This is a genomic window from Amycolatopsis sp. NPDC098790, assembly GCF_044759945.1.
Taxonomy (GTDB): Bacteria; Actinomycetota; Actinomycetes; order Mycobacteriales; family Pseudonocardiaceae; genus Amycolatopsis.
In genome coordinates this window covers 833371-859030 of sequence record NZ_JBIWAI010000004.1, presented here as the reverse complement: position 1 = coordinate 859030, position 25660 = coordinate 833371, and the positions used below count along the sequence as shown (strand labels likewise).

Here is a 25660-nt window from a genome sequence, read left to right as displayed (position 1 = left end):
CCGTTCGGCGCCGGCCGCCCGCGGACAGGCCGGACTCCCGATCGGGCGAGGAGCGGATCGTCCGGCACCGTCGGCAAAAACCCAGCTGATTACCCGCTACCGATGGGTAGAAACCCGGAAAAACAAAGAAAAAAAGATCGTCGTAACCCCCAATCCGGTGATGACCGCGCGGCGAATCTCCACTGTTGGGTGAATGACGCACTCGAAGGGAGGTGAAATGGATGGATACTTCCCAGTACGAGGACACATCGGACCGTTCGGTGCTGGCTCGAGTGGTTTTGATGGCTGGTGCCCTGGTGGGGTTCGGGTTCCTGGCGGTGTTGCTGTCGGGGACGGCGAACGCCGCCGAGAGGTCGCCGGAACCGCCCGGTCTGCTTTCCGAGGTCGGGAAACCACTGAAGGGGATCGATCCGGCCCTGCAACCGGTGACGGATGTCGTGCACTCGACGACGTCGCGGCTGGCTCCGGCGGTCGACCCGGTGGCCGCAGCGGCCGGGCCGCTGCTGGCTCCGGTCGTACGGCCGGTCGCCGAGGTGGTCGCGCCGGTGCTGTCGGTGGTGCGGCCGGTGACCGAACCGGTGCTCAAGCCGGTTCTGCACGCGGTCGCTCCGGTCACGGAGCCGGTCGTACGCGCGGTGGGCGCCGAGCCGGTGGTCAAGGCGGTCGGCGGTGACGCGGTGGCGCCACGGGACGACGTTCGGCCTGCTCCGGCGGGACCGGGCAACCGGCCCGAGGTCGTCGCTCCGGCAGTCCGGGCCCAGCCGCAGCGGGTAGCAGCGGTTGCGGTCGCGGTGCACCACGCCGGCTCGCAAGCCGGCCGCACCGCGGACGAGTGGACGTCCGGTTCGGACAGCGGCGGCAGCACACCGCACGCGCCGCCGATGCCGGACGTGCCCGGGACCGGCGGGTCGATGTCGACCGGAACGTCCGGGCAGCACGGCGGCGAGTTCGCCGTGACCGTGTCGCGTTCGGTCATGCCGGGTGTGGACCGCACGTGGCAAGCGCCACCGGGTGGTCCCCAGTCGCTGTACTGGACGGTCTTCTTCGGCAACGACCATCCGAGCTGACCCGCCCTTTCCACCCTCGAAATCCACAATGGACAGAGAGCAAGGAAAGGGAAGTCATGCACAAGTACGTGCGACGCGGCCTGACCGCCGCGTTCATCTCCGGCGGGTTCGTCCTGCTGGGGTCAACGGTGGCCAGTGCGGACACCGGCGACTCGGGCCCGCTGGGCGGGCTCGGCGGCACGCTGCACTCCGTGGTCTCCGGCGTTTCGGCCGGCGGCATCGGCGGGAACTCGGGCGATGGCGGGAACGCGACCAGCGGCAACAACGCTGTCAGCGGGAACTCCGGTAACTCGGGTAACTCCGGTTCGACCGGGCACAACAGCGCCTACGGCGTTTGCGTGCTCGCGAAGTGCAGTACCTCGGTGTCCTCGGGCAACTCCGGGAACACGGGCGCGACCGGCTCGACCGGGAACGCCTCGAACACCAGCACCACTTCAGGTGGCCACTCCGGGAACGCCGGCAACGGCGGCTCCGGGACGTCGGCGGCGTCGGGTGAGAACACCGCGGACTCGCGGGGCGCCCGCGGCGTCCTCGGCTCGGTGACCGGCATCGCGAACGGCGGCAACGGTGGTGACTCCGGCGAAGCCGGAAACGCCACCAGCGGCAACTCGGCGGTGTCGGGCAATTCGGGCGACTCCGGGAACTCGGGGTCGACGGGCGGCAACAGCGCCTACGGCCTGTGCGTGCTGGCGTCGTGCTCCACGACGGTGACCTCGGGCCACTCCGGGGACACCGGCGCCACGGGTTCGACCGGTGACGCGACGAACACCAGCAGCACCACCGGTGGCAACTCCGGCCAAGCGGGCACCGGTGGCGACGCCACCACGGCCGCGTCCGGCCGGAACACCGCCGAGGGTGGCCACCACCGAGGTGGCGGCACCGGCGTCCTGGGTCGGGTCACCGGCACCGCGACGGGTGGTAACGGTGGCGACTCCGGCGATGCCGGGAACGCCACCAGCCACAACAACGCGGTGACGGGGAACTCCGGCAGCTCGGGCGACTCCGGCTCCACCGGCGGCAACACCGCGATCGTCTGGACCATCGGCGGCGAGCGCAGCGGCCGCGGTCACGACGACTGCGCTTGGAACCACAGCGGCGGTCGGAAGCACGACGAGGGCACGAAGTCGGCCACCACGGCGACCTCGGGCGATTCCGGGGACACCGGCGCCACCGGCTGGACCGGCGACGCGGGCAACTGGAGCACCACCACCGGCGGGAACTCCGGCTGGGCCGGCAACGGCGGCGACGCCACTTCCGTCTCCACCGGCACGAACAGTGGTGGGCGCGCTCGAGACAGCCGTACGGGCGTCCTGGGCTGGGTCACCGGCACCGCGAAGGGCGGTAACGGTGGCGACTCCGGCGATGCCGGGAACGCCACCAGCCACAACAACGCGGTGACGGGCACGTCCGGGGACTCGGGCGACTCGGGTTCGACCGGCGGCAACACCGCCGTCACGTCGACCCGTGACCACGGGCAGCAGGGCCGTCACCACGGCGGCTGGAAGCACGACGAGGGCACGAAGTCGGCCACCACGGTGACTTCAGGCGACTCGGGTGCCACGGGTGCCACCGGCTCGACCGGTGACGCGTGGAACCACAGCACCACGACCGGCGGGAACTCCGGCTGGGCCGGCCACGGTGGCGACGCCACCGTGATCGCCTCGGGCGGGAACACCGTCGCGCACACCCCGCACACCGTCTGACGGTTCGCGGGTCGAACACGGCGGGGCACCGGAACGATCCGGTGCCCCGCCTTTGCGCGTGAACTCTTCAGCCGATCGCGAGGCTGGCGATGGGCGCGGCAGTCGGCCGGAGTGACCTGGCCGCGGGCTCGACGGTCACCGCGATGCCTTCGACGTCCGCCGACATGGCGGAGCCGCGGTCGATCAATCGGTCCGCGGCTCGCGGTGTGCAACGCTCTCGGCAGCCCGATCCGGCACGTCGACCCGGCCGGCGCGCCGGTTCACGCGCCGCTCACGGGTCCGGTGTTACTCCGGTGGCGTCGGCCGTGCTCTCCCACAGCTCGCGCGCGAGCTGTGGGTCCTGCGCGGTCGCCGAGCGGCGGGCGGGGCCGGCCGGACCGCGGGTCTCGAAGCGGCCGGACGGGCCCAGGTAGTCGCCGCCGCGGATCGGGCCGACGGCCGCGAGCAGTTGCGGTTCGATGCCGGCCGCGACCGGTTGGGAGAGGTAGCGGTCGGGCAGCTTGAGCAGCCGGGCCTTCCAGGTACCTCCGCGGGCGAGGGCGTTGTTCAGCAGCTCCGATGCGGTCAGTCCCGGGTGGGCGGCGACCGACAGCACCGGATCGCCCGAGAGCCGCAACCGCCGGTCGAGCTCGGCGGCGAACAGCAGGTTCGCGAGCTTCGAGGCGCCGTAGGCGCGGGTCGGCGAGTAGCGTCGGCGTTCCCAGTGCAGGTCGCCGAGGTCGAGTCCGCCGGTGCGGTGGCCGAGGCTCGACGTCAGCACCACCCGGGACGCCCGGCCGGGGCTTCCGGCGGCCCGCAGCGCCGGCATCAGCAGCCAGGTCAGGGCCGCCGGGCCGAGGTGGTTGGTGCCGATCTGCAGCTCGAACCCGTCGCGGGTCCGCTCGTGCGGGCCCAGCGACACGGCGGCGTTGTTGACCAGTACGTCGACCCGGTCGGCGGTGCGTTCCCGGATGTCCGCAGCGGCGGCCCGCACCGAGGCGAGGTCGGCCAGGTCGAGCCGGACGGCTTCGGCCGAGCCGGGTCCGTCGATGCCGGCCCGTACCTGGTCGACGGCCGCCACTCCGCGCTCGGCGTCGCGAACGGTCATCAGAACCCGGGCGCCGGCTTTCGCCAGCGCACCGGAGAGAGCGAGGCCGAGGCCGGAGGTCGTCCCGGTGACGACGATGACGCGACCGGTGAGGCCGGGGACGGCCAGGCGTGACGATGCCATGCGGTCGAGGTCTCCTGTCCGGTGCTACGAGGTGGGTGCCAGGGCCCGCTGGAAGACGCCGAAGTTCCCGGTCATCCACAGCGTCGTCAGCTTGACGCCGGCGATGCGCCAGCCGTCCAGGGTCCGTTCGAAGCGGTTCGTGTAGTACCCGGTCACCACCAGGTCGCTGTCACCGGTGTCGTTCGGGAGGTGGTGCGCGGCCCGTACGTAGGCGACGCAGGTGGCCCGATCGTCGCCGTCGAAGGTGATGACGAGGTTCGTCATCATGTGCTGCGTCGCCGCGAAGGACTCCATCCGCGGCGCGGTGCTCGCCACCCAGTCGTCGGCGCGCACGCGGACGACGGGCTGGCCGAAGCCGTCGCTGAAATCGACGTCGACCTCGTCGGTGAAGCAGCTGCGGAAGAGCGCCCAGTCGTGGGAGTCGGTGCCGGTGGCGTACCGGAGCTGGACGTCGCCGATCTCGGCACGGTCGTGCAGCCGTCGCGTGTCGCTGTCGACGGGCAATTCATGTGACGTTGTCATATGAACTACCTTCGGTCGTTCATCTGACATTGTCAAGTAGAATCGGCGGCGTGACCCGAACCGAGACGGCCGCGGCCACGCGGCGAGCTCTCCTGCGCGCCGCGACCGACCTGCTCGACGAGGGCGGGCCCGGCGCCGTGACGCTGCGCGCGGTGGGGGCCCGGGCCGGGGTGTCGCGTGGCGCGCCCTACGGGCACTTCGAGAGCAAGGAACACCTGCTGACGCAGCTCGCGATCACCACGTGGGACTCGTTGGCGGACGCCGTGGAGCAGCTTCGCGCCGATCCCGACGTCACTCCGGCGACCCGGCTCGAGCAGGCGGTGCTGGCGCTGATCGGCGTCGCCCGGCAGTGGCCGCACCGGTACGCGCTGATGTTCGGCACGCCGGCGGACACCCCGGCCGCCCTCGAAGCGGCCGGCCGCCTCGAGACCGACTTTCTCGCCCTCGTCGCGGACGTCGTCGGTGAGTCCGCCGCACCTGGGTACGGCGCCTTGCTGATGTCCAGCGCGCACGGCATCGCGGGCATGGAACTCAGTGGTCACCTGGCGAAGGACAAGTGGCAGGTCGACGTGGACCAGCTGGTGCGCATGCTGGTCGACGGTATCCGGCTCGGCGCGAAGGGGGCCGGCGCGCACCGCTGATTCCGTTTGCGTTGTTACCCAGGTGTTCCATTCGGTGCGAAGTGTGTCCCAGGCAGTTGCTGGACGGCGTCGAGCCACAAACCTCGCCAGAACAAGGCGCGGCACGTCGCCGTACCGGGCGTCTGCCTCGGGGGGACGGCTGTGCTCGCGAACAGCGAAGCGCAGTGGGTGGACTCGTGGAACGGCGCTGGAGAGCCGGAGGCAGGGCAGGCGTGGCAGCGGACGGATTTCGTTCGGGCGCTTGGACAGCCACGATCAGTCGGCACCCATTTGCTGGCGGATCACACGATCGGTTGGCTCTTCGTGGAAGATTGCTGTCTTGAAAGGAAAGTTGAGTACGGTTGCCGCGGCAAAGAGGGCAAGCCGGCCAGTGACGCTGAACTTGAGACTGCTCCGTGGCTGCACTGGTTACGGGCCGTGGTTCGCCTGATTTCGCCATCGGAAATAGACCGCGCGGCGATGCTGCGTCGTTGCTCATCGGCCCGGAGCGTAGGGGCGACGGTGGCCGAGCTGGAGCAGTGGCGCTGCGGTCTCACGGTTGGTTCGAGGAGGCATGCTCATGTCGTCGATGCAGGTGCCCCGGCCGCGGGATCCGCGACGTCGGCCGGTGGCGTCTTTCGAAGTGACTCGTACAGCCGATGCGTGCGTGATCACCGCGGTAGGTGATCTCGATCTGACCATCACCGACCGGCTCGCCGCGCTGCTCGCCGGAGAACTGCACCGGAAACCACCGGCTCTGGTCTGCGACACGTCGGCGGTCGAGTTCTGCGCCGTGCGCATCCTGGAGATCTTGATCGACACCGCTGCCGACGCCGCCGTGGCCCGGGTGCCGTTCGCCGTCGCCGGCCGGCGACGAGCGCTGCTGCGGCCGATCACCGCGCTGGGGCTGGACGAGGTCCTGCCCGTTCACCGCAGCGTTGAGGAAGCCGTGAACTCGCTGGCTTTCGCACGTCGTCCGAGCCCGGACGCGCACGGTGGCTCCCGATCAGGTCGGAGGCGTGCAGAAGAACCCGGACCCGGCGCGCGATCAGCCGGACCGGCACCGAGTAACGGTTGGTGCGGATGCTGTTCTGGCTGAACCGGTCGACCTGAGGAGTGAACCAGCAGCCGGTCCCAAACGGCTCATCCGGCAACGGCCGCAACACCGGCGCCTCAAGGACGAACATCTCCCCGACGGTGCGTGGCCGCGCCCCGATCCGTCGGGCGTCGTCGGCGACATCCCAGACCTCGACCCGGGCGTTGAGCTCAGCCAGCGAGTCGACCTCGGAGACCGGGACCAGGAGGTTGCGGCGGAACCAGCCGATCTGCCCTTCCACCCCGTCCTTCTCATGCGCGCCCACCAGGCCGGGCTGGCAGTAGAAGGGCTCGATAGCCCAGTGCTACCGAAACGCGGTCCAGCGCTCGGTTTCCACCCGCTGCCGCGAGAACCCCAGCACCTGCGCGACCGCGGCCTGGCGGCCCACGGCGATCTCGCCGAGGCGGTCCGCCCAGTCGGCCACTCACGCCCCGGCCAGACGTCCCGGAATGCGCGCGACGCCGTCGGCGTCGCGCGCATTAGGGTGAACATTTCTCACACGGCTCAACCGCCATCTCCGCCCGAGCGTGGGTGTGCCGTGACATCAAGATCCGGTGGGCGAGCGTGTCGGCACGCAGAACTGCCCCTCATCCCGCGGCCGCGGCCGCCTTCCAGTTGGCCGCGGCGCAGCCGTGACGTTCCCTTCTCCAGGGGCCGACGAGGGGGCTCCGCTTGTCGGGGCCGGTGTAGGTCTAGCCACGGCAACCGCCATGACTGGCCGTCCGGAGACCGCGCTCGCCGTCGGCGGGATGTCCGGCGGTGATCTTGGTCGCCCTTGTCCATCGACAGCACAAGAGAACCCCCGCGGATAGCTCAGCCAGCCAACACCTTTGCAGAAAGTAGAGAATATGAGGTTCAAGTTCTTCCTACCTGTCGTCACGTCATTGGCCCTGCTCGGCTCATTTGGCGCCTCAACGGCGGCGGCGTCAGACCCAGCCCTTGAGCGACAATCTCCGTATATGACGTTTCACGGGAAGAGATGTATTGACTCCGACTTCACTCTTTCGAACGTGGAGATCATCGGATATGACTCGGTCTGGGGCACCGCCCAGCTGCATTTGAGCGCTTGGTGCGGTTCAGTCTGGGCAACCATGCGATATGGCGCGAAGCTCGATTCCAACGAGTATGGCAATGCCCATATCCGCAACTCACGAGGGATCGACTACACGTGCGACACGCCTGGCGGAAACAAACGTGTCACCGCGGGGCAGACAACGTGCTATACCCCTATGACAAATGTCTACCAGGGCAGCGGCGGTTCTTTCTGGGCCGAGGGATACCACTACCTGAAAAACGCCGCCGGAGCCTGGTACATGGTCGGGTTCGGGGCCACCGCCAAGCAACCAGGCTAGTCCGGCCAGTCACGAGGGCACGGTGCTCGAATTCGACGCTCCTGCTGCGCCGGCCGGCGGTGCTGGCGCAGCGGCGGGCCACCGCGGTGCCCGGTTTCGGGGGTCGTCACGTCGGAAGCAGCGCTGGAACGGCGGAACGGCCACTTCGAGATCCCAGCTACACCGTCTGGCGACGGTTGCGTCGTTCGGGGCCGACATGACCGGTGAACTCCAGCGGAAGCGACCGTTCGCTTCGACGTGCTGCCCGGTCAGCCACGCGCCGTCGGCCGAGGCGAACATGGCCACGACCCCGGCTACGTCAGCGGGCTCGGCAATCTGGCCACCCCAGGTGTCCTTAGCCATTCGGGCGACCAGGTGCTCATCGCGCCGGGCGTCGGCGTTCGCGTCCGGCGCGGTCCAGCTCGGAGAGACAGTGCTGACCGTGATGCCACGCTCGCCGAACTCGGCGGCCGCGATTGTGGTCAAGGCGTTTACCGCTGCCTACGCCATGGAGTAGATGGGGTGTGGTGGGCGTAGGGCGGACGGAGAACGCTGACGACAGGTTGACCGCCCGCGTACCGTCGCGCAATCGACTTGCCGCTTCTGGAGCAGGAAGAATCTGTCGCTCGCTCGGTTCCGATGGACTGGCGGTCAGCACAACTGACCGATGTACCGTGCGTAGCGCACGATGACGGCTGTTCCGAGGTGCGTCACTCCCGGACCGACGCAGACGTTTTTGTCGAACTCGCCGACTCGGTCTTCGCGGATGACGATGTGGGAGCCGTCTGAAGTGCAGTGGTTGTAGTAGGCCTCGACCCCGTCTACGTAGTAGCCGCACGTGGCCACTTGTGAGGCCGGTGCCGCGCCAGCTGTGCCGGTTGTGACACACGCGGCGAACGCCGCTACAGCCAGGATCGCCGGGCCTCGCCTGAACTGCTTCTCTGTTCCGCGCCGCATGGTTATGCCTCCGTTGCCGCCCCGCCGGTTGTCCAGTCGCGATCACTCTGCCCATCAGCCGGGCGCGCCGTCTTATGATCGTCCTGATCCGGCCACGATCATCACCCGTCCGCGGCAGTCGCGGTCCCGGTCATCGGTGCGGCTCGACAGTTGGGGACGAGGAGTGTGATCAACTGTGAGGCATGTGAGAAATTCACAACGACGAGTCCCGCCATGGCCCGAAGCAGTTTGCTCAGGTTCGCCTGGTGCAGCCCGAGCGGGCCGGTTTCGATGTCCGTCATGCCGGATCGTCCGGTAGGGCCCGCCGCGCCCACCGTCGTCGAGGTGCGCGGGGCCATGGGCGGGCCTGCACGATGCTGCGCCGACCATGGTGGAGTCCTACGCGTGCTCGCGGACGAGCGAGACCGGTACGAATACCGCGTCATTCAGCACCCCGGCGGACGCAAGAGCGTGGCGCAGGTCGTCGGCGACGTCGGTTGTATCAGGGCCGAGGTCCTCGCCGTGGCGTTCGACGACGAACGCGCGGAGCACCTCAAGCGCGGAAAGGCCACAGGGGGTGGTGTTCGTGGCCAGGGATGTGCAGGTTTCCGGCCGCGGCGAGCCGGCCGGCCAGCAAGGTCGCGTCGTCGAGCATGGCGTCGCCGAGGTCCATGCCGGCGCTGGGGGCCATGAAGTCGGGTCGACGCCGTTGGCGATGGCCATCGCCCGGTAGTTGTCGTAGAGGGGACGGTCGCTGGAGACCGCGGTAGTGATGTCGGGGCCGTGCATGCGGACGGCGAGGTTGTGGGCGGCGCTGCGCGGGCAGGGCTTTTCCTGGTGGGCACTGCCAGGCGCATCGATGGTGACTACGCCCCACCCGCCGGCACCGGACGTACAAGCACCACGCGGGCGTGCGGCGCTGACGGTTCCGTGGTGTCGTCTGGCGAGTCGAGCAACGTCTGCTGCTCCGTCGATGGCGTACGAACAGCCTACTGGGTCGCGTTCAGTTTGTTCGTCGTTCCGGCAGCGCCAGGACGTACTGGTCATGACCACAGTCGCCTCGTGTCCCACCGGGGCCTGCAACATCGTTGTCGGCCGGGGCGACGTCTATGAACATGACCGACGACGCCGCGCCAACACAGGCAAGCCCCGATGCGCCCACTCCGCCTCCCTCTCCCGCTGCGGTGTCGCGGCCGCGGCTGCGGGAACTGTCGCCAAAGACGATGTGGCTCACTGCCTTTGTCATCGCGGTGCTGACCGCGGCCGCAGTAGTGCTGTTGTGGTGGCCGGCGACCCGCGGGCTCAACGGTGCTGAATTGGTTTCCGCGCGGCTGGACGCGCTGAAGGTCGGGTTGAGTGTCGCGGTCGGCAGCGGCGGCGTCGTCGCCCTGTACCTGGCGTGGCGGCGTCAGTATTCCACCGAAGCTGACCTGGACAATCGCGAACGCACTCTCGCTCATCAGCAGCAATCCCATGAAGCTGACTTGGCTCAGCGTGACCGTGTTGCCCAAGCCGTGGAGCGCGATGCGCGCGAGCGCCGACTGAGCGAGCTGTACCTCAAAGCAGTCGAGCAGCTCGGTTCACCGCAGGCTGCGGTCCGCCACGGCGGTCTCTACGCGCTCGAACGCGTCGCCCAGGACAACCCGCACCAGCGGCAGACGGTGGTCAACGTCATCTGCGCCTACCTCCGCAACCCGTACACCCCACCACCGAAAAACAGCCAGCCCCGGCCGCTGGGCATTCGACGCCCTCTGCTGCGATCGGCTACCGTCGGCCGATCTACGCCAGCGCCGTCCCGGGACGGCGGCCGTGATGCGATTCTGCAGGAGCGCGAGGTCCGCCTCACCGCCCAACGCATCCTGCAACTGCATTTACGCCCCGGACCAAACCTCGACCAGCCACAACCCAGCTTTTGGGGCAACCTCGACATCGACCTCACCGGCGCCACCCTGATCAACTTCATCCTAGACGGCTGCGCAATCGCCACAGCAACTTTCACCGGGGCATCTTTCATCGGCGATGCCGGGTTTGGCGGAGCGACTTTCACCGGCCGCGCCGGGTTCGGCGGGGCCACTTTCGTGGGCGACGCAGAATTCAGCGGGGCGACTTTCACCGATCGCGCCGGCTTTGGCGGGGCCACTTTCACCGGCCGCGCCTGGTTCCGCGAAGCGACCTTCACCCTTGCCGTCGTGTTCAGCGAAGCGACCTTCAGCCGTGACGCCGAGTTCGACTGGGCGACCTTCAGGCATGACGTCGAGTTCGGCGGGGCAGCCTTCAACGGCGGCGCCGGCTTCAACGGGGCGTCCTTCACCCGTGGAGTCGGCTTCCGCGGGGTGACTTTCACCAGCCGTGCCGCGTTCCACGGGGCGGCCTTCGCCGGGCGCGCCGTCTTCAGCGAGACGGCCTTCGCCTACGACGCCGTGTTCAGCGAGGCGACCTTCACCGACGCTAGGTTCGACGGGGCAGCCTTCACCAGCAGAGTCTGGTTCGACAGGGCGACCTTCAGCAGCAACGCAGAGTTCAGCGGGGCAGCCTTCAATAGCGTTGCCTGGTTCAACCAGGCGAGCTTCAACGGCAATCCCGCGTTCTACGGGGCGACCTTCGACGGTGACGCCTGGTTTGGCGAAGCGACCGTAGACGGCGTCTCTTTTGACCCGACTACACCCTGATTCGCCGTCGTATGACGACGCCTCGCGACCCTTTGACATAGAACCGTCCCGGGAGCTGCGGACAGCCAGGTGGAGACCTTCGTCACGTCGGCTGCTGGTTTTGGTGGATGCAGGGTGCGCCGGGACGTCGGTAGGAGATGCGGGCGCGGAACGCCTGTGCCACGACACCCTCCGGCAACGGCGCGGTCCACCGGTACTGGGGTGCGCCGACCTGAGCCGCGGCGACAAGGGTGCGGCCGTAACCCAGGCGCCGATACCCGGCGACGACGTGGACATAGTCCAAGGTCGCGGTGCGGCATGCCGGGCAACAGGTGACGGTCGCGGTAGCCACAACGGCGCCGTCGAGGTGCAGCTCGATCCGCTCGGGCTCTGCCCCGGCCGCGGCGGGGTGGGCGACGAGTAGAAGTCCCTGCTGCGGCGCGGTGGCCGGCGGGTGCCGGACGGTGACGTCGAGCTGGGCCCATTCGGAGAGGCGCCGCTCGTTGGGGTCGCAGGCTTCGACCCGTCGGCAGGTTTCGCAGAGCGTGCAGTGCAGCCGGTAGCGGTGGCTGAAGGGGCGGGTCATGCCGTAGTGGACGAGGAAGTCTCCGCGCAGGCACGTCGCGGGGATGCCAGTGCCGGGGCGGAGGGGGATCAGGTCGCCGAATTCGCCCCGCGTGCCTGAGCGCGGACCGCCGACGGCGGGCTGACCGGCGGTCACCGGAAGTCGCGGGAGGGCGCGGTCACCATCGACAGGTCGAGCGCTTCGATCCGGTCGGCGACGAGCGTGACGACACCTTCGGCGGCCTGGACCTGCCCGCGGATGAGCAGCGCCGAGCTGGCGCGCGCGACCAGACGGTTGCGCTGCCACAAACCCGGCGAGACCAGCACATTGGCCATGCCGGTCTCGTCTTCGAGGTTGAGGAAGGTGATCCCACCAGCTGTGGCGGGACGTTGCCGGTGGGTGACGGCGCCGCCGACCCACACCCGCGTGCCGTCCTCGACCCCGGTGAGTTCGGCGGTGGTGATGGCGCCGCGATCGGTCAAGAGCTGCCGGAGGTATTGCACGGGGTGGGAGTCCGGGGAGACGCCGGTGGACCACAGGTCGGCGGCGGTGACCTCGAACCGCGTCATCCCCGGCAGCGCGGGGGCGTCGGTTCCGGGTGCGAGTCCGGGCAGGTGTCCGGGCCGGGTGGCCGCGGCGGCGCCGGCGGCCCAGAGGTCCTGGCGGCGGTCGCCGCCGAACCCGGCGAACGCGCCGGCGGTGGCGAGGGCTTCGGCGCTGTTGCGTTTGAGCTGGACGCGGCCGGTGAGGTCGCTGATGCTCGCGTACCGGCCGTGGGCCTGGCGCTCGGCGACGATCTGCTCGGCGACGGCGTCGCCGAGGTGTCGGACTCCGGCCAGTCCGAGGCGCAGGGCGACGTTGCCGGTGCTGTCGGGGTCGGGTTCGAGGGTGGCGTGGGCGAGGCTGGCGTTGATGTCGGGCTCCCGCACGAGCACGCCGTGGCGGCGGGCGTCGGCGACCAGCGACTGCGGCGAGTAGAAGCCCATCGGCTGCGCGCGCAGCAGCCCGGCGCAGAACGCGGCCGGGTAGTAGTACTTGAACCAGGCCGACGCGTAGACCAGCAGCGCGAAGGACATGGAGTGGGCTTCGGGGAAGCCGTAGCCGGAGAAGGCGTGGATTTGCTCGAAGATCCGGGTCGCCAGCTCGCGGTCGAGGCCGTTCGCCTGGCAGCCGTCGAAGAACCGCGCCATCAGCGCCTTCATCTTCGCGCTCGACCGTTTGGCGCCCATGGCGCGGCGGAGCTGGTCGGCTTCGGCTCCGGTGAAGGAGGCGACGTCGACGGCCATCTGCATCACTTGTTCTTGGAACAGCGGCACGCCGAGTGTCCGGTCCAGGGAGCCGGCGAGCAGGGGGTGGGCGTGCTGCCACTCTTCTTCGCCGCGGCGGCGGCGGATGTAGGGGTGCACCGAGCCGCCCTGGATGGGGCCGGGGCGGATGAGGGCGACTTCGACGACGAGGTCGTAGAACTTCCGCGGCCGCAACCGCGGCAGCGTGGCCAGCTGCGCCCGGGACTCGACCTGGAACACCCCGACGGCGTCGGCTGCGCAGAGCATGTCGTAGACCTTCGGGTCGGCCAGGTCGAGCTTCCCGATGTCCACGGTGGTGTCGTGATGCTCGGCGACGAGGTCGATCATGTAGTGCAGCGCGGAGAGCATGCCGAGGCCGAGCAGGTCGAACTTGACCAGCCCGACGGTCGCGCAGTCGTCCTTGTCCCACTGCAAGATCGACCGGTCCGCCATGCTCGCCCACTCGACCGGCACGATCTCCGACACCGGCTGCTTCGAGATCACCATGCCGCCGGAGTGAATGCCGAGGTGACGGGGGAAGTCCTCGATCCGGCCAGCCAGCTCGAGCACATCGGCCGGGATCTCCCCGGACGTCTGCTGTTTGGTCGCCGCGACGCCGCCCCAGCGATCGACCAATTTGCCGTAGGCGTCCTGCTGCCCGGGGGAGTGCCCGAGCGCTTTGGCCGCGTCCCGCACCGCGGAGGGGGCGCGGTAGGTGATGACGTTGGCGACCTGCGCGGCATGGAACCGGCCGTGTTTCTCGTAGACGTACTGGATCGCTTCCTCGCGGCGGTCGGACTCGATGTCGATGTCGATGTCCGGCGGCCCGTCCCGCTCCGGGGCGAGGAAACGTTCGAACAGCAGGTTCCACTTCACCGGGTCGGCGTGGCAGATCCCCAGGGCGTAGCAGACTGCGGAGTTTGCGGCTGAGCCCCGGCCTTGGCAGAGGATGTTGGCTTCTTTGCAGAAGCGGACGATGTCCCAGACGACGAGGAAGTAGCCGGGGAAGTCGAGGGTCTTGATCACGTCCAGTTCGTGTTCCAGCTGCGCGTAGGCCCGGGGGTTCTCGTCGCGGGTGCCGTAGCGGGTGGCGGCGCCGGCCCAGGTCAGCTCGGCCAGGAACGACATCTCGTCGTGCCCGGCCGGCACCGGGAACGGCGGCAGATCCGGTGCCACGAGCTGCAGGTCGAACGCCACCTCCACGCCGAGCACGGCGGCGCGGCCGACGGCGCCGGGGTAGCGGCGCTCGAACCGGCGCCGCTGCTCCATCCCCGAGCGCAGGAACGCCTGCCCCGACGGCGGCCGCCACCCCTCCAACTCTTCGGCTGACCGGCGGGCTCGGACCGCGGCGACGGCGTCGGCGACCGGTGCGTCGGCGGGGGTGGCGTAGTGGACGTTGTTCGACACCACCGTCGGCAACCGCAGCTCGCGGGCGAGCTCGTCGAGGAGGTCGTTGGCGGCGTCGTCGAGAGGCTGGCGGTGGTTGATTAGCTCGAGGGCGACGTGGGCGTGCCCGAACCAGTCGACCAGCCGCGCCAGCTCGGCCCGCGCCGCCGAGTGCCCATGCTCGGCGAGCGCACGACGGACTGGGCCTTTGCGGCAGCCGGTGAGGACGACGACGTGCCCGGCCAGCTCGTCGACCACCTCCTCCAGGTTGTAGAGGGGGCGGCCTTTCTCGCCGCCGGCGATCTGGGCGTGGGAGATGACGCGGCAGAGCCGGTGATACCCCTCCTGCTGCCGGGCCAGCACCAGCAGGTGCGACCCCGCCGGGTCCGGCTCGCCGGCCTGCGGCGCGGGCAGGTCGAGAGACAGTTCGGCGCCGAACCCGACTCGGACACCGAGTTGGCGAGCGGCGTCGTTGAACCGGACCGCCCCGTACATGCCGTCGTGGTCGGTGAGCACCAGCGCGTCCAGCTCCAAGCGGGCGGCCTCCTCCACGAGCGCCTCGGGGTGGGAGGCGCCGTCGAGGAAGCTGAAGTTGGAGTGGACGTGCAGCTCCGCGTACGGCGCACGGAGCCGGTCACCGCCGTCGTCACGGCTGCGGCGATCGCGCAGGTCGTCCGGGGCGCCGGCGTAGCCCTCGCGCTTGCGCGACCAGGCCGGTGAGTCGCTGCCGTCGCCGAGGACGGGGGCGCGGCCGGAGGCGATCCGCTCGACTTCCGACCACGGCACGCTCGGGTTGTTGAACGCCACGACAGAACTCCCACGCCACGCCAGGGTCGCTGTGGGAAGTCAGCGACGTACATCGAACAGAAGTGCGACTACGCAGCCCTGATCCTGCGGCAGGGAATCGGCGATGTCAAACCGAGGTGACGCTGGTAACCGCAGGTGAAAGCGTCGAAACGGGCTACGAGGGTGCGTGGTACAACGTGCTGCGCGTGGTTGACTGCACGGCGAGGTTGTTAGGCCGAACGATGGATTGGGAGGACCCGTGGCCGAGGAGCCAGACCTGACCGGGGCGACGGTGTACGAGGCCGCAGAGCAGCCGTCGATCGGCGGTGGACGCTGGTACGCGTTGCCTGATGACACGACCTACTTCAAACCGACCGATGGGCAGTTGCGCCCGTCGCTAATTCCAGCGCACACGCTCCGCGATCGCCCTGCCTGGAGCGAGGTCGCCGGCGGCTAGCACGATCGACCGAAGGCAGAACGCCGCGGTCAGCATCGTTCGATGAGCCAAGTGCCGTCGCCGCCGTCCGGGCTGGCGCGGTAACGCGGAGTCGCGGCGTGGCGGGTCCACCACAGTGCCTCGCGCAAGCGATCGGGGGTGCTCATCCAGGCGATCGCCGGGTCAGGAACTCGTGCTCGGTCGGGATGGGCAGGTCTTTCTCCCGGTACGCGGTGACCGCGGAAACCGAGAGGGTCAGCTGGTCGACGGGTGGCACCAGTGCCGTGGAGAAGGCGACGGTCAAGCTCATTCGTTTTTGGACCTGGATCAGGATGTCCCAGCTGCGGGTCAGGCACAAGCGGGAGAGCCGGGAACGCCAGTGTTGGTCTTCGCCGTCTTCGATCGACCATTCGTGCGGATAGATCACCCAGCAGCCTTGGGCCAGCTTGTCCACCAACGCGGTGGGGTCGGCGACGGTGTAGGGGCCATCTGGCGTGGTGGCCGGGCCGGGGCTGAACACGATCCCGGCCGCTCGTGCTCGTACCGCCCCGTCTGGAGTCCAGAGCCGGCTCATCGAGACGCTCCTCCCACGTCGACGCGCAGTCACCCTTGATTACCCGCGGTCGCCGGAGGGCATGCAATGAACTTGCCTTCAAACAGTGCTTGAGGAAACCAACGGACGGTTGGATCTGTGGACGGACGGGGCCCGTCAGCACAGCGAAACCGTCCGAGGCCAGCGGATCGGCGAGACCGGCACAGCGGCTCCACCCGCCGATCGCCCTTAGTGGTGCCGGCTAACTGGGACAGTCCTCGCCGAAGTTCCTGGACACGCCATCAGTCCTTGCCGGACGCGTCGCGCCGGTGCGCAACCGGGGCACCGTGACGACCAGGAGGCCCGGTTAGAGCCGACGTTCGATGCCGGCGCGCCCACTCGACGCCGCGCCTGTCGTCAGCGGGCGACGTGTAGCTGTTCCCGTTGTCAGGGGCTGGTGGTCGCGGCGAGCGCGGCCGCGCGCGAGGGATGGATGGTGAACAGGTCGGTGATGCCGACCAGGTCCCACAGCCGGGTCACCGTCGCGTTGAGGACCAAGTGCAGGCCCTGCGGGGGCGTGTACTCGCGCCGCAGGTTCACCATCAGGTTGATTCCCGCCGAGGACATGAACGTCACCTCGGACAGGTCGACGATCAGGTGCCGGCGGTGATGTGCCGCGGCGGCTTCGCAGGCCACGCGCAGCCCGGGCGCGGTGGAGAGGTCGATCTCACCGGTCACCGCCAACAGCGCCGTCGAGTCCGCGGGCGCGCTGAGGGCGGTGCCCATCCGCCTGCCGGGCGCGACCGGCGGCACGGCCGGGCGCGGCGACGGGACGCCAGGACTGTCGTCGCCAGCTGCGGGATCCATCAGAGGTCTCCGTCCAGCTCGTCTCGTCGGCGCCGGTGGCATTCCGACAGAGCAGGCAGGGCTCATGGCTAAACCCGGACACCAGCATACGCAACCGATCTTCACTGTCACCTTTGCGTCACGCACAGTGCACAATCTGCGCTTGGCTCCCCGTCGTCGGCAGCAGCAGCAGCAGCGAGACTCAGACCAGAGGAGGCAGCAAACCGGCCGTCGTTGAGGTCGACAAATCCTCGGCTTGGTGTTGCCGGGCTGGTAAGGCGCTGCGGCATCGTCGACGCCGCACGCCGGCAGGCTCTGACCGTTGGCCACTCGCTGCCCGGCTTGCGGGGTCGCTAGTCGTAGTCGCCCTCGATCGTCCACTGCGGATCCGCGCCGACGGTGCCAGCGAGGAGCATCGCGAGGTCCTCGCCATCGCGTTCCAAGACCACCTGCAGCCGTACCAGAGGCCGTCGACCCTGCCCGGGCAGTGTCGGGCGTACGATCCACGGCCCGGCCACCGCGAGGACCCGACGCGGCGGTCCGTCGCCGAGCGCGACCATGGCAGGCGGGCGGTCGAGCTCGCCGCGCTCGCTGCAGCACACGATGTCGCCTGCGTCGTCGAGGACAGTCACCGACGCCGCGCGGGAGGGGACCAGAGCCGGTGACGGGGCGGGCAGGCGTCCCGGCCACGGCCGGTCCTCGAGCACGGGGCGTCGGGGTTCGCCCCACGGGATGAGTCGGACGCGCTCGGCCGGTCCGCGGCCGCCGTCCAGCAGTGGGGTGCACACCGCGTCCGGCCCGAGCAGGCCCTGGATCCGGACCAGCGCCCGGGCGGCGCGTTCGGCGGCGTCGGCGTCCTGGCCCATCGACCCGAGCTGCAGCTGCAGCGCGTTCCCGCCGACGACCTCCTCGGGGTCGAGCGTGAGTCGCACGATCCCGGCGCTGGGGCGGTCGCCGTCGCGGACGGTAAGCCAGCCCTCGCACTGCCACCGGACCCGGTCCGCGGTGGCGCGCGCGGTCAGCGGCTCGGCGCACCGCCACACCCGCACCCGCTCCTCCCCGGCCTCGGTAAGCGCGGTGATCGCCAGCCGCGTGCAGGCAAACCCGTGGCGGGCGAGTCCGGCGAAGAACCGCTCGCCGAGGGTCTTGGCGACGAACGCGGCCTCGTCGACCCGCTCCAGCGGATGCTCGAACGTTTCGGTGATCGCCAGGTCCGGCGGGAGCGCGCGGCGTACCGGCGGCCGCTGCGCGAGACCCCGGGCGAGCCGGTGCGCGGTGATCGCGTCCCGCGGAAACCGCCCCGCCACCTCGCGCTCAGTCAGCGCAGCGAACGCGCCGAGCGTGCGCAGGCCCAGGCGCTGCAGCAGCCCGACCAGCTCGCCCCGCTCGTCGCCGGGCTGGTCCAGCTCGGCGACCGACAACGGCGCCAGAAAGGCCGCGGCGCCGCCAGACGGGACGAAGGTGGCGCGGCGGGCGGCGAGGGTCGCGGCGAACAGGCCGTCGGCGACCCCGACCTGGCACTCGACGCCGACGTGGGCTTCGACCTCGGTGATCAGCAGCTCGGCGAGCGCTTCTTCGCCGCCGAAGTACCCGGCCGCGCCGGCGACCGGGACGGCGACAATCCCGGGCCGGACCACCTCGACCCCGACCGCGTGCGCCTCGACGGCGGCGGCGACGGGTTCGAACAGCCGGGCATCGCGGTCCGGGTCGTGCTGGTGCACCACCAGCTCCGGGCAGCGGGCCTGGGCGTCGCGGCGGCGCATCCCGCGCGCGATCCCGCTGCGGCGCGCGGCCGCAGAGCAGGTGACCACGCGGTTGGCGGAGAACACCGCGGCCGGAGCCAAGGGCGGGATTCCGGTGGCGGCGCCGGCGGCGACGACCGGCCAGTCCGGGCACCACAGCACCAGCAACCGGACCGCGTCGCCGCTCACCCAGCCACCTCGGCTAACCGACGAGCGGCGCGCGGTTCACCGGGGGCGACGGTGCCGCCTGGCCCGGGGAGAAGTAATGGGGCGGTCCGGCGGCGCGTCGCGGCGCCACGGCCGCGGCTGATCGCGACGAGTTCACGGGACTGCAGATAGCCGGAGCCGTCCGGAGTGATCCCGTGCCAGCGACGCTGAGACACGGTCAGATCGAGATCGGCGCCGGGCCACGGTGTGGTGCTCAACAGGACCGCGCCGCGGTTGCGGACGCGGCCGGCCAGCCGGCGCGCGAGCTGCGGCTGCACGCCGTGGGGTGCGACGGGGCCGAGCACGACCAGGTCGAAGCCGTCGATCAGCGCGGAGAGGACGGCGACGAGTTCGGCGCCCGGGTCGGGGATGAGTGCAAGGCGGTCGAGGTCGACGCCGAGTTCCGCGGCGGCGGCGACACCGAGGTCAGGCATGCCGGTGATCGCGGCCCACGATCCAGCTTGGGTTGCCTCGGCCAGCAGCGCGAGCACCAATGCCGCCGACCCGGTGACCGCCATGGTGGTCCCGCGACGGAGCCCACCCGCTGGCAGGAGCCTGGCCAGCGCTAGGGAGACCGGCAGTGTTCCGTCGGACGCGTCGGGGGTTTCCGAGCTGGAGGTGCTCAGCTGCGCGGCTGTGCGGACGCCGGGGATCGCGGCGAGCCCGGCCACCGCTGCGGATAGCGCCACGACGCACCTCCAGCACCACCAACACGCACCGGAGACACCCGCGTGGGGAGCCACGGGCGACTCAGAACCCTTGAATAGAACCTGTGTTCGAATGATGGGAGGTGTTGGTGGCCCTGTCAAGCCGAGAGCAAGCAAAGTTGCATCTGCCACAACAGCCGACCTGGCTGACGTGCCTTCCGCCGCACCGCCAGTCGCCACAGCTTCTAACGGAGTGGAAGCGCCATCAGCGCCAGCAGGTGACGTCGTCTTCGACCGGAAACCGTCAGGTGTCCGGGTGCACGACTCCGGTGTCAGCGAGGTGCGGGTCGGAGGTGGACGGGCAGGCTGGTGTGCCCGTTGGACAGGAACGTGGGCAGGGTGGTCAGTTCCTCCGGTGGCACGGCGAGGGACAGGTCCGGGAAGCGGGCGAACAGCGCCGGGAGCGCCACTTCGGCTTCGAGCCGGGCCAGCGGCGCGCCTGGGCAGTGGTGCACGCCGTAGCCGAAGGTGAGGTGCGGTGCGGCCGCGCGGGTGATGTCGAACTCGTCGGCGGTGTCGCCGTGGTGGGCGGGGTCGCGTCCGGCGGCGCCGAAGCCGACCAGGATCGCGTCGCCGCGGCGGATCGTTGTGCCGTCCACTTCGATGTCCTCGATCGCGTACCGCAGCGGCGTGTATGGGATCGGTGCCTGCCAGCGCAGCGTCTCCTCGATTACGGCGGTCCAGGTCCGTCGCCCGGACCGGACCAGGGCGAGCTGGTCAGGGTGGGTCAGCAGCGCGGTGATGGCGTGGTCGAGCAGGTTCACCGTGGTCTCGTGGCCGGCGGTCATCATCAGCATCAGCGTGTCGACGAGCTCGGTTTCGGTCAGCGCGCCGTCCCGGTCGTCGCGCGCGGCGATCAGGGCGCTGGTCAGGTCGTCGGCAGGCGCCGCGCGCTTCTGCGCGATCAGTTCGGTGAACAGGGCGTACGCCGCCGCCACGTTGGCCTGCGCCTGTTCCTCGGTGATCGCGCTGTCGAAGAAGCCGTCCACCACTTCGCGGATCCCGGCTTGTTTGTCGCCCGGGACGCCGAACAGCCGGCAGATGACCTCGATCGGCAGCGGGTAGGCGTACCGCGCCCGCAGGTCGACGGGCGCGTCACCGGAATCCGCCTTGATGGCGTCGAGCAGGTCCTGGGTGATTTCTTCGACTTCCGGGCGGAGTGCCTCGGTGCGGCGGGCCGTGAAGGCGGCGGCCGTCAGGGAACGCAGCCGCCGGTGGTCGGCACCGTAGGCGGTGAACATGTTCCGGATCGACACCCAGATCCGCAGCGGCCAGTCGTCGGCGATGTCCCCGTTGGTGAAGGCGGGCCAGTGCTGCACCGCGTCTTTGGACACCCGGGGGTCGGCCAGCAGCCGACGCAGGACATCGTTGCCGGTGGCGGCCCAGGCCGGAACGCCACCGGGCAGTTCGATCCTGGTGACCGGTCCCCGTTCCCGTAGGCGGGCACCTTCGGCGTGCACGTCGGAGGCGTTGACGTCGAGCGTGATCGGCTGTTCCATTCTCGTTTCCCCCTGCCAGTTCTCGCGCGGACCCCGGCGGGACTCGGAGACGGAATGCCGGCTGCGGGCCAGTGCGCGTCCAATATGCAGATCACGGTTGGCCCTCTGCGAACACCGTGACCACCAATAAGCGCCTCCGCAGTGCCCGGGTTCGTCGTCGTCAGATCGGGAGTTGGGCTAGTCCGGCGATGACGAGGTCGTGCTCGGGCCCGGAGTGCGGATTGCGGTCAGGGTTCCACTGGTTCGCGATGGTGATGCCGGGCGGGACGAGCGTGAGTTCGTCGAGCCATTCCGACAGCGTATGACGAGTACGGGCGACCAGCGGGCTGGCACTGTCCTGGTACAGGTCGATGCACGTGCGGACCTGGTCACGCAAATCAGGTGGGACGCTCTCGTCGGTGAGGTGCGATAGCGCCAGGAAGCTGCCCGGAGGCAGGCGAGCGAGGTAGGCAGCGATGATCGCCGCGGGGTCGTCGCGGTCGGGGATGAAGTGTAGGACCGCGATCATCAGCAGGGCGATCGGCTGGTCGAAATCGAGCAGTGCTCGCGCATCGCGGTGTTCCAGGATCGTTGCAGGGCGGCGCAAGTCGGCGGCGATGACCGTGGTGGCGGGGTCGTCGCGCAGCAGGAGCCGGCTTTGGGTGACGGCGACGGGGTCGTTGTCGACGTAGACGACCTTGACGTCCGGGTCGAGGTCGCGGGCGACTTGGTGGACGTTGCCGACGGTGGGGATGCCGGAGCCGATGTCGATGAACTGCTGTACGCCGCGCTCGACGAGGTAGGTGACCACTCGGCGCAAGAACTCGCGATTGTCGACAGCCATGGTTTTCGCCGGTGGCAGGACCTGGAGGATGCGTTCGGCGAAGGCCCTGTCGACAGGAGTGTTGGTGGAGCCGCCGAGGAACCAGTCGTAGGCGCGAGCGACGCTGGGTTTTTCGGGATCAATGGGCGGTGTATCGGACGTAGTGTTCTCGTTCGACACATTTTCTCCCCTCGCCGATAATTCAGGCTAGCAACGGCAATATGCAAAAAGCATCCGCCACTCGGGCATCGTAGGTGTCGACTACGGCACAGGCACTGCAATGGCCGTATACGCGACTAGTTCGAGTGATAGAGCCTGGATGAATCGTTGACGGTGTGCAACGCCTGCCACCCTTTTAGGGGAGTTCGCGTTTTTTCGAGGGACACATCGTCAAAAACTGGCGTTCTGGCCGAGTAACAGGTGTGAGCGTCGCCTTCCCCCGGGCGCGCTACCCCCGTCCCCGCAGAATCTGGAAAGGACTACCCCGAGATGTCCTCGACGTCTTCGAGTTGGCCCCCGCTGCTGCTGGCGGCCATGACCGCCGCCCTGGCCTGGCAACGCGCCCGCCCCGCGCTGATGCGTATCGCGCGATGTGCCGCGGCGACCTGCCTGGCCTGGTGGGCCCTGCGCCTGCTCGCCGGCCCGGCCACCACGACGACCGCGCCGACGCTGGCGTTGCGCTGGTACGCGCCCGGGCGGGCGCTGACGGTTGTGCTGGGGCCACCGCACGTGCAGGGCACGGAGTGACCGATTCGGCTCAACCTCCGGGCCGCCGACCGTGGACGGAGCAGGACTACCTCGAATGCTGGACGATCGTCACCGAGAAGCGAGACATGCTGACCTCCTACGTCCGCCATAAGGCTCCCGGTGTCGACCACGACAACGTCGTGGGTGAGGCGCTGCTGGCGCTGTATCAACAGTGGGATCACATCAAGGGCGACAAGCTCGCCTGGCTGTTCCGGGTCGCCCGCAACAAGGCCGTCGACGCCGTCCGGCACAAGGAGGCCGGGCACGCCGAGGTCGACGAATCGGCCGGCGTCGCCGACAAGGCCGCGCCGATCGGTGTGTGGACCCCGCCCAGCCCGGGGGAGAAGCTGCTGTTCATCGAGGCCGTCGTCGAGCTCCCCCGCAACCTGGGCTTGCCGTTGACACTGCTGGAGAGAGGCTGGCGGGTCGAGGACATCGCCGAGTTCATGGGCCTGTCCCTGGCCACGACACGCACGTACTTGTCACGGGCGAAAAGCCGCCTCAACCAGAAGCTAGCCAGCACCTCCGACGATCCTGCACCGGCTCACCGATCCGAAAAGAGGGACCGATGACCCCGTCAGCACCCATGCCCGCGGGCCCGCAACCCCACCGCCGCGACGACGCAGCCGCAGACTTCGCCACCTTTCACGATCGGGCCACCGCGCTGCTGGCCCGGCTCGCCGCCTTCAGGGTGACCGCCGACGACCGGATCGACGACCCGGTGGCCGCAGCCGAAGTCGAGGCCGCGGTCCGGGAAGCCCGCAATCCGGTCGTGCCCGGGCTCGTGCTGACCATCGACGACGCGATCGACTTCGGGCGTCGCTGGTACCGGGCACTGACTACCGATGCGTACCTGCAGATCCACCGGAAGTTCGCCGAGCAGCAGTTCGGGCGCTGGACCGCGGCCTTGCTCTCCGCGCTCGGCGCCCCCGTGCTGGACCCCCATCAAGCGCTTGGGCCGCCCGCCGAGGCGGCTAGCCCCACGAAGATCGGTTACGAGCTGGCCTACACCCACAAGCTCACCGCCGACGCCCTCGGCAAGTGCGTGACTCTGCTTTCGGACTTGGCCGCCGACTACACCCCCCGCGCGCCCCGGTTGACGAAGGCGCGGCTGGTGGCGGAGTTCGCGAGCGGCTTCGCCGACGGCCTGCAGGAACGCGTCCGCGACGAGCAGACCGCGCTCACCGCCGCGTTCTTGCACCTCAACCCCGTCACCGGCCGCGACGACGGGCCGGCACGCAGGTTCCGCGCCGCGGTCGCCGACACCGTCACCGCCGTGCTCTCGTTGGACGAGTCCGGCGGGATCGTGGAGGCCAACAGCACCGCGCAGAACCTGCTCGGAGCCACGTTGGCCGAGCTGCGCGGCCGCAGTTTGGCGGAGCTGGCGCTGTGCGCCGAAGATGCCGAGCAAATCAGCCGCGCCGCCGACGCCCTCCGGAGCACCAGCCAGGACCTGCCCGCCACCCCGCACGTACACGTGGAATTCCGCATCGCCAGCGAATCCCACCCCGGCGCCCGCTGGGTCACCGCAACCCTCGGCCGCGCCGGCGGCACCCAGCGCGGCTACTCGGTCGTGTTGGAGGACGTGACGTTCGTGCGCGGTCTCGAGCACGGCATCGACATCGAACCCGCCACCGGCCTCCTCACCGAACAAGCCTTCCGCACCCAGACGTCCCGAATCCTGGCCGAGATACCCGAGCGAGCCGCGCTGCTGACGATCCGGCTGTCGGGCTGGACCCACCTCGACCACGTCCTGCCCCACGAACTGCGCACTGGGCTGCTGAGGCAGCTGCACACCCGCATCCGCGCCGCCCACGATCCCGCCCGCCACCGCCAGCTCGTCGGCCGCAGCGGCGACGAAGTTCTGGTCCTGCTCTACGACTTCACCGATTGGTCCACCGTGATCCGCCTGGTAACCCAACTGTCGGACTGGCTGCGCGATCCCGTGCACCTCGACGCCCACCAGATCCGGCTGCGCCCGCGCACCGGCATCGCCCAAGCCCGCCCGGCCGACACCCTCGACGACCTGCTACGCCGCACCCGCCGCGCCCTGCATGACCCCACCCACGCCCGCGCCCCCTGGATCCACGCCGACCCTGCCACCCAGCCGACCGCCGTCGACGATCAGCGCCGGGTGGAATCCCTGGCCGAACTCACCGGCGTCCTGGAGGCCGGCACCTTAAAGGTCGATTACCAGCCCATCCGCACCCCGAGCGGCCGGCTGGCCGCCGTCAGCCCCCGCCCGTACTGGCTCAGCGCCACCGGCGCCCGCCGGGAACTCGCTGACATCGCCGAGCTGGCAGAGCACACCGGCCTGCTCGCCGCAGCCCTGCCACACGTGCTCACCACCGCCGCCCGCGACACCACCACCTGGGCCGCCGCCGACCGCCGGACACCGGCGATCCTGCTGGGCCTGCCCGGCGCCACCGTCCACGACGAGGCCCTGCTCGACACCCTCACCGCCCACACCACCGACACCGGCCTACCGGCCGGCCGACTACAGCTGGCCATCCCCGCCCGCGCCCTCACCGGCGCGCCGACGATCCTGCGTCGGCTCCGCGATCTGCCCAGCGGATCCGCCGGCATCCACCTGGCGCTGACCGACGTGCTCGACGATCACGTCCCGATCCAGGCGTTCACCACCGTGCCCTGGGCCACCATCAGCCTCACCGCCGCCACCGTCACCGCCCTGACCACCACACCCGCCGGCGCCACCCCGCTGGTCGCCGCGCTCACCACGATCCGCGCCTTCGGCGCCCACGCCCTCACCGACACCGCGCCTGGGACCTCACCGCGCCGCGGCTTCGACCTCTACCAGGGGTCCGAGGCCATCACCGCCGACGCGGTGCACGCGCTTCTCGCCGAGCCGAGTACGCGCACGTGAGCGCCGCGCGCGAGCGCCGCACGGCACAGACTTCGTGTCCCATCGGAGCGACCGGCCGCACTAAGCGCTTCGGAACCTCACCCGGTGTCGGCTTGTTCGTCT

The 25660-nt window shown here is 69.8% G+C and carries 22 protein-coding genes and 2 pseudogenes; 10 read left to right on the top strand and 14 right to left on the bottom strand.

Features of this window, described 5'->3' with window-relative positions; genetic code table 11:
• Positions 1-221 precede the first annotated feature (221 nt).
• Together ACIQWX_RS33470 and ACIQWX_RS33465 are read left to right on the top strand one after the other, a co-directional pair.
• Positions 222-1067 carry a hypothetical protein gene (locus ACIQWX_RS33470; RefSeq protein WP_400879674.1) on the top strand — a complete coding sequence of 282 codons (846 nt, stop codon included), beginning with the start codon at positions 222-224 and terminating at the stop codon, positions 1065-1067.
• Positions 1068-1123: 56 nt separating this feature from the next.
• Positions 1124-2770, top strand: a complete 1647-nt coding sequence (locus ACIQWX_RS33465) for a hypothetical protein (RefSeq protein ID WP_400879671.1) — start codon at positions 1124-1126, stop codon at positions 2768-2770.
• A gap of 271 nt (positions 2771-3041) precedes the next feature.
• Here the strand turns inward: ACIQWX_RS33465 and ACIQWX_RS33460 are convergent, their stop codons facing one another.
• Positions 3042-3980 carry an SDR family NAD(P)-dependent oxidoreductase gene (locus tag ACIQWX_RS33460; protein WP_400879669.1) on the bottom strand — a complete coding sequence of 313 codons (939 nt, stop codon included), beginning with the start codon at positions 3978-3980 and terminating at the stop codon, positions 3042-3044.
• 24 nt (positions 3981-4004) lie between these two features.
• Complete coding sequence (locus ACIQWX_RS33455) at positions 4005-4502, bottom strand: nuclear transport factor 2 family protein (protein WP_400879668.1); 498 nt, start codon at positions 4500-4502, stop codon at positions 4005-4007.
• A gap of 50 nt (positions 4503-4552) precedes the next feature.
• On the opposite strand from ACIQWX_RS33455, the gene ACIQWX_RS33450 reads away from it, so the two are divergent.
• Positions 4553-5143: a TetR/AcrR family transcriptional regulator gene (locus ACIQWX_RS33450; protein WP_400879665.1), complete on the top strand. Its 591-nt coding sequence runs from the start codon at positions 4553-4555 to the stop codon at positions 5141-5143.
• A 553-nt stretch (positions 5144-5696) separates the two neighbouring features.
• Positions 5697-6059, top strand: a pseudogene (locus tag ACIQWX_RS33445) (STAS domain-containing protein); the annotation flags it as partial.
• Here the strand turns inward: ACIQWX_RS33445 and ACIQWX_RS33440 are convergent.
• Complete coding sequence (locus ACIQWX_RS33440; protein ID WP_400879841.1) at positions 6016-6309, bottom strand: Mu transposase domain-containing protein; 294 nt, start codon at positions 6307-6309, stop codon at positions 6016-6018. The pseudogene ACIQWX_RS33445 and the gene ACIQWX_RS33440 sit on opposite strands and share 44 nt — an antisense overlap.
• Before the next feature lie 757 nt (positions 6310-7066).
• Here ACIQWX_RS33440 and ACIQWX_RS33435 point away from each other — a divergent pair.
• Positions 7067-7570 (top strand): DUF2690 domain-containing protein, encoded by a 504-nt coding sequence (locus ACIQWX_RS33435; protein WP_400879663.1) that lies wholly within the window; start codon positions 7067-7069, stop codon positions 7568-7570.
• Between the two features lie 9 nt (positions 7571-7579).
• Here ACIQWX_RS33435 and ACIQWX_RS33430 read toward each other — a convergent pair.
• The 3 genes and pseudogenes from ACIQWX_RS33430 to ACIQWX_RS33420 all read right to left on the bottom strand — a co-directional run.
• Positions 7580-8038: pseudogene (locus ACIQWX_RS33430) on the bottom strand (SDR family oxidoreductase); the annotation flags it as partial.
• A 162-nt stretch (positions 8039-8200) separates the two neighbouring features.
• Positions 8201-8506 carry a DUF6355 family natural product biosynthesis protein gene (locus ACIQWX_RS33425; RefSeq protein ID WP_400879660.1) on the bottom strand — a complete coding sequence of 102 codons (306 nt, stop codon included), beginning with the start codon at positions 8504-8506 and terminating at the stop codon, positions 8201-8203.
• A 378-nt stretch (positions 8507-8884) separates the two neighbouring features.
• Positions 8885-9274, bottom strand: coding sequence for a hypothetical protein (locus ACIQWX_RS33420; protein WP_400879657.1), 390 nt, complete (start codon positions 9272-9274; stop codon positions 8885-8887).
• 326 nt (positions 9275-9600) lie between these two features.
• On the opposite strand from ACIQWX_RS33420, the gene ACIQWX_RS33415 reads away from it, so the two are divergent.
• Positions 9601-11154 (top strand): pentapeptide repeat-containing protein, encoded by a 1554-nt coding sequence (locus tag ACIQWX_RS33415; protein WP_400879654.1) that lies wholly within the window; start codon positions 9601-9603, stop codon positions 11152-11154.
• Positions 11155-11236: 82 nt separating this feature from the next.
• Here ACIQWX_RS33415 and ACIQWX_RS33410 read toward each other — a convergent pair whose 3' ends face one another.
• Positions 11237-11854, bottom strand: coding sequence for a GNAT family N-acetyltransferase (locus ACIQWX_RS33410; protein WP_400879651.1), 618 nt, complete (start codon positions 11852-11854; stop codon positions 11237-11239).
• The gene (locus ACIQWX_RS33405) at positions 11851-15177 is read right to left on the bottom strand and encodes an error-prone DNA polymerase (RefSeq protein WP_400879648.1); all 3327 of its coding nucleotides are present in this window, start codon (positions 15175-15177) and stop codon (positions 11851-11853) included. The genes ACIQWX_RS33410 and ACIQWX_RS33405 overlap by 4 nt, the downstream gene beginning before the upstream one ends.
• A gap of 238 nt (positions 15178-15415) precedes the next feature.
• Here ACIQWX_RS33405 and ACIQWX_RS33400 point away from each other — a divergent pair, with 238 nt between their 5' ends.
• Positions 15416-15613 (top strand): hypothetical protein, encoded by a 198-nt coding sequence (locus tag ACIQWX_RS33400; RefSeq protein ID WP_400879645.1) that lies wholly within the window; start codon positions 15416-15418, stop codon positions 15611-15613.
• Between the two features lie 142 nt (positions 15614-15755).
• Here the strand turns inward: ACIQWX_RS33400 and ACIQWX_RS33395 are convergent, their stop codons facing one another.
• From ACIQWX_RS33395 to ACIQWX_RS33370, 6 genes are all read right to left on the bottom strand, one after another.
• Positions 15756-16166 (bottom strand): hypothetical protein, encoded by a 411-nt coding sequence (locus ACIQWX_RS33395; RefSeq protein ID WP_400879642.1) that lies wholly within the window; start codon positions 16164-16166, stop codon positions 15756-15758.
• A gap of 405 nt (positions 16167-16571) precedes the next feature.
• On the bottom strand, positions 16572-16991 hold the full coding sequence (locus ACIQWX_RS33390; RefSeq protein WP_400879639.1) for an STAS domain-containing protein: 420 nt from the start codon (positions 16989-16991) through the stop codon (positions 16572-16574).
• A 332-nt stretch (positions 16992-17323) separates the two neighbouring features.
• The gene (locus ACIQWX_RS33385) at positions 17324-18901 is read right to left on the bottom strand and encodes a DNA polymerase Y family protein (protein ID WP_400879636.1); all 1578 of its coding nucleotides are present in this window, start codon (positions 18899-18901) and stop codon (positions 17324-17326) included.
• Complete coding sequence (locus tag ACIQWX_RS33380; protein WP_400879634.1) at positions 18898-19437, bottom strand: hypothetical protein; 540 nt, start codon at positions 19435-19437, stop codon at positions 18898-18900. Before ACIQWX_RS33380 ends, ACIQWX_RS33385 begins: the two co-directional genes overlap by 4 nt.
• A 461-nt stretch (positions 19438-19898) precedes the next feature.
• Positions 19899-21125, bottom strand: coding sequence for a cytochrome P450 (locus ACIQWX_RS33375; protein WP_400879631.1), 1227 nt, complete (start codon positions 21123-21125; stop codon positions 19899-19901).
• Positions 21126-21285: 160 nt separating this feature from the next.
• The gene (locus tag ACIQWX_RS33370; protein ID WP_400879628.1) at positions 21286-22107 is read right to left on the bottom strand and encodes an SAM-dependent methyltransferase; all 822 of its coding nucleotides are present in this window, start codon (positions 22105-22107) and stop codon (positions 21286-21288) included.
• A gap of 309 nt (positions 22108-22416) precedes the next feature.
• Between ACIQWX_RS33370 and ACIQWX_RS33365 the strand changes: the two genes are divergently transcribed.
• The 3 genes from ACIQWX_RS33365 (at position 22417) to ACIQWX_RS33355 (ending at position 25558) form a co-directional block, all read left to right on the top strand.
• Positions 22417-22674 carry a hypothetical protein gene (locus tag ACIQWX_RS33365; protein ID WP_400879626.1) on the top strand — a complete coding sequence of 86 codons (258 nt, stop codon included), beginning with the start codon at positions 22417-22419 and terminating at the stop codon, positions 22672-22674.
• An 86-nt stretch (positions 22675-22760) separates the two neighbouring features.
• Complete coding sequence (locus ACIQWX_RS33360; protein ID WP_400879623.1) at positions 22761-23246, top strand: RNA polymerase sigma factor; 486 nt, start codon at positions 22761-22763, stop codon at positions 23244-23246.
• Positions 23243-25558, top strand: coding sequence for an EAL domain-containing protein (locus tag ACIQWX_RS33355; protein ID WP_400879620.1), 2316 nt, complete (start codon positions 23243-23245; stop codon positions 25556-25558). The genes ACIQWX_RS33360 and ACIQWX_RS33355 overlap by 4 nt, the downstream gene beginning before the upstream one ends.
• Positions 25559-25660: the final 102 nt, after the last annotated feature.

What these genes read in the sequence shown, in the direction of transcription:
- ACIQWX_RS33395 (WP_400879642.1), bottom strand. Translation starts at nt 16,166, where the DNA reads ATGAGCCGGCTCTGGACTCCAGACGGGGCGGTACGAGCACGAGCGGCC.
- ACIQWX_RS33375 (WP_400879631.1), bottom strand. Translation starts at nt 21,125, where the DNA reads ATGGAACAGCCGATCACGCTCGACGTCAACGCCTCCGACGTGCACGCC.
- ACIQWX_RS33390 (WP_400879639.1), bottom strand. Translation starts at nt 16,991, where the DNA reads ATGGATCCCGCAGCTGGCGACGACAGTCCTGGCGTCCCGTCGCCGCGC.
- ACIQWX_RS33355 (WP_400879620.1), top strand. Translation starts at nt 23,243, where the DNA reads ATGACCCCGTCAGCACCCATGCCCGCGGGCCCGCAACCCCACCGCCGC.
- ACIQWX_RS33425 (WP_400879660.1), bottom strand. Translation starts at nt 8,506, where the DNA reads ATGCGGCGCGGAACAGAGAAGCAGTTCAGGCGAGGCCCGGCGATCCTG.
- ACIQWX_RS33435 (WP_400879663.1), top strand. Translation starts at nt 7,067, where the DNA reads ATGAGGTTCAAGTTCTTCCTACCTGTCGTCACGTCATTGGCCCTGCTC.
- ACIQWX_RS33415 (WP_400879654.1), top strand. Translation starts at nt 9,601, where the DNA reads ATGACCGACGACGCCGCGCCAACACAGGCAAGCCCCGATGCGCCCACT.
- ACIQWX_RS33365 (WP_400879626.1), top strand. Translation starts at nt 22,417, where the DNA reads ATGTCCTCGACGTCTTCGAGTTGGCCCCCGCTGCTGCTGGCGGCCATG.
- ACIQWX_RS33360 (WP_400879623.1), top strand. Translation starts at nt 22,761, where the DNA reads ATGCTGACCTCCTACGTCCGCCATAAGGCTCCCGGTGTCGACCACGAC.
- ACIQWX_RS33455 (WP_400879668.1), bottom strand. Translation starts at nt 4,502, where the DNA reads ATGACAACGTCACATGAATTGCCCGTCGACAGCGACACGCGACGGCTG.
- ACIQWX_RS33420 (WP_400879657.1), bottom strand. Translation starts at nt 9,274, where the DNA reads ATGCACGGCCCCGACATCACTACCGCGGTCTCCAGCGACCGTCCCCTC.
- ACIQWX_RS33380 (WP_400879634.1), bottom strand. Translation starts at nt 19,437, where the DNA reads ATGGCGGTCACCGGGTCGGCGGCATTGGTGCTCGCGCTGCTGGCCGAG.
- ACIQWX_RS33465 (WP_400879671.1), top strand. Translation starts at nt 1,124, where the DNA reads ATGCACAAGTACGTGCGACGCGGCCTGACCGCCGCGTTCATCTCCGGC.
- ACIQWX_RS33440 (WP_400879841.1), bottom strand. Translation starts at nt 6,309, where the DNA reads ATGTTCGTCCTTGAGGCGCCGGTGTTGCGGCCGTTGCCGGATGAGCCG.
- ACIQWX_RS33460 (WP_400879669.1), bottom strand. Translation starts at nt 3,980, where the DNA reads ATGGCATCGTCACGCCTGGCCGTCCCCGGCCTCACCGGTCGCGTCATC.
- ACIQWX_RS33470 (WP_400879674.1), top strand. Translation starts at nt 222, where the DNA reads ATGGATACTTCCCAGTACGAGGACACATCGGACCGTTCGGTGCTGGCT.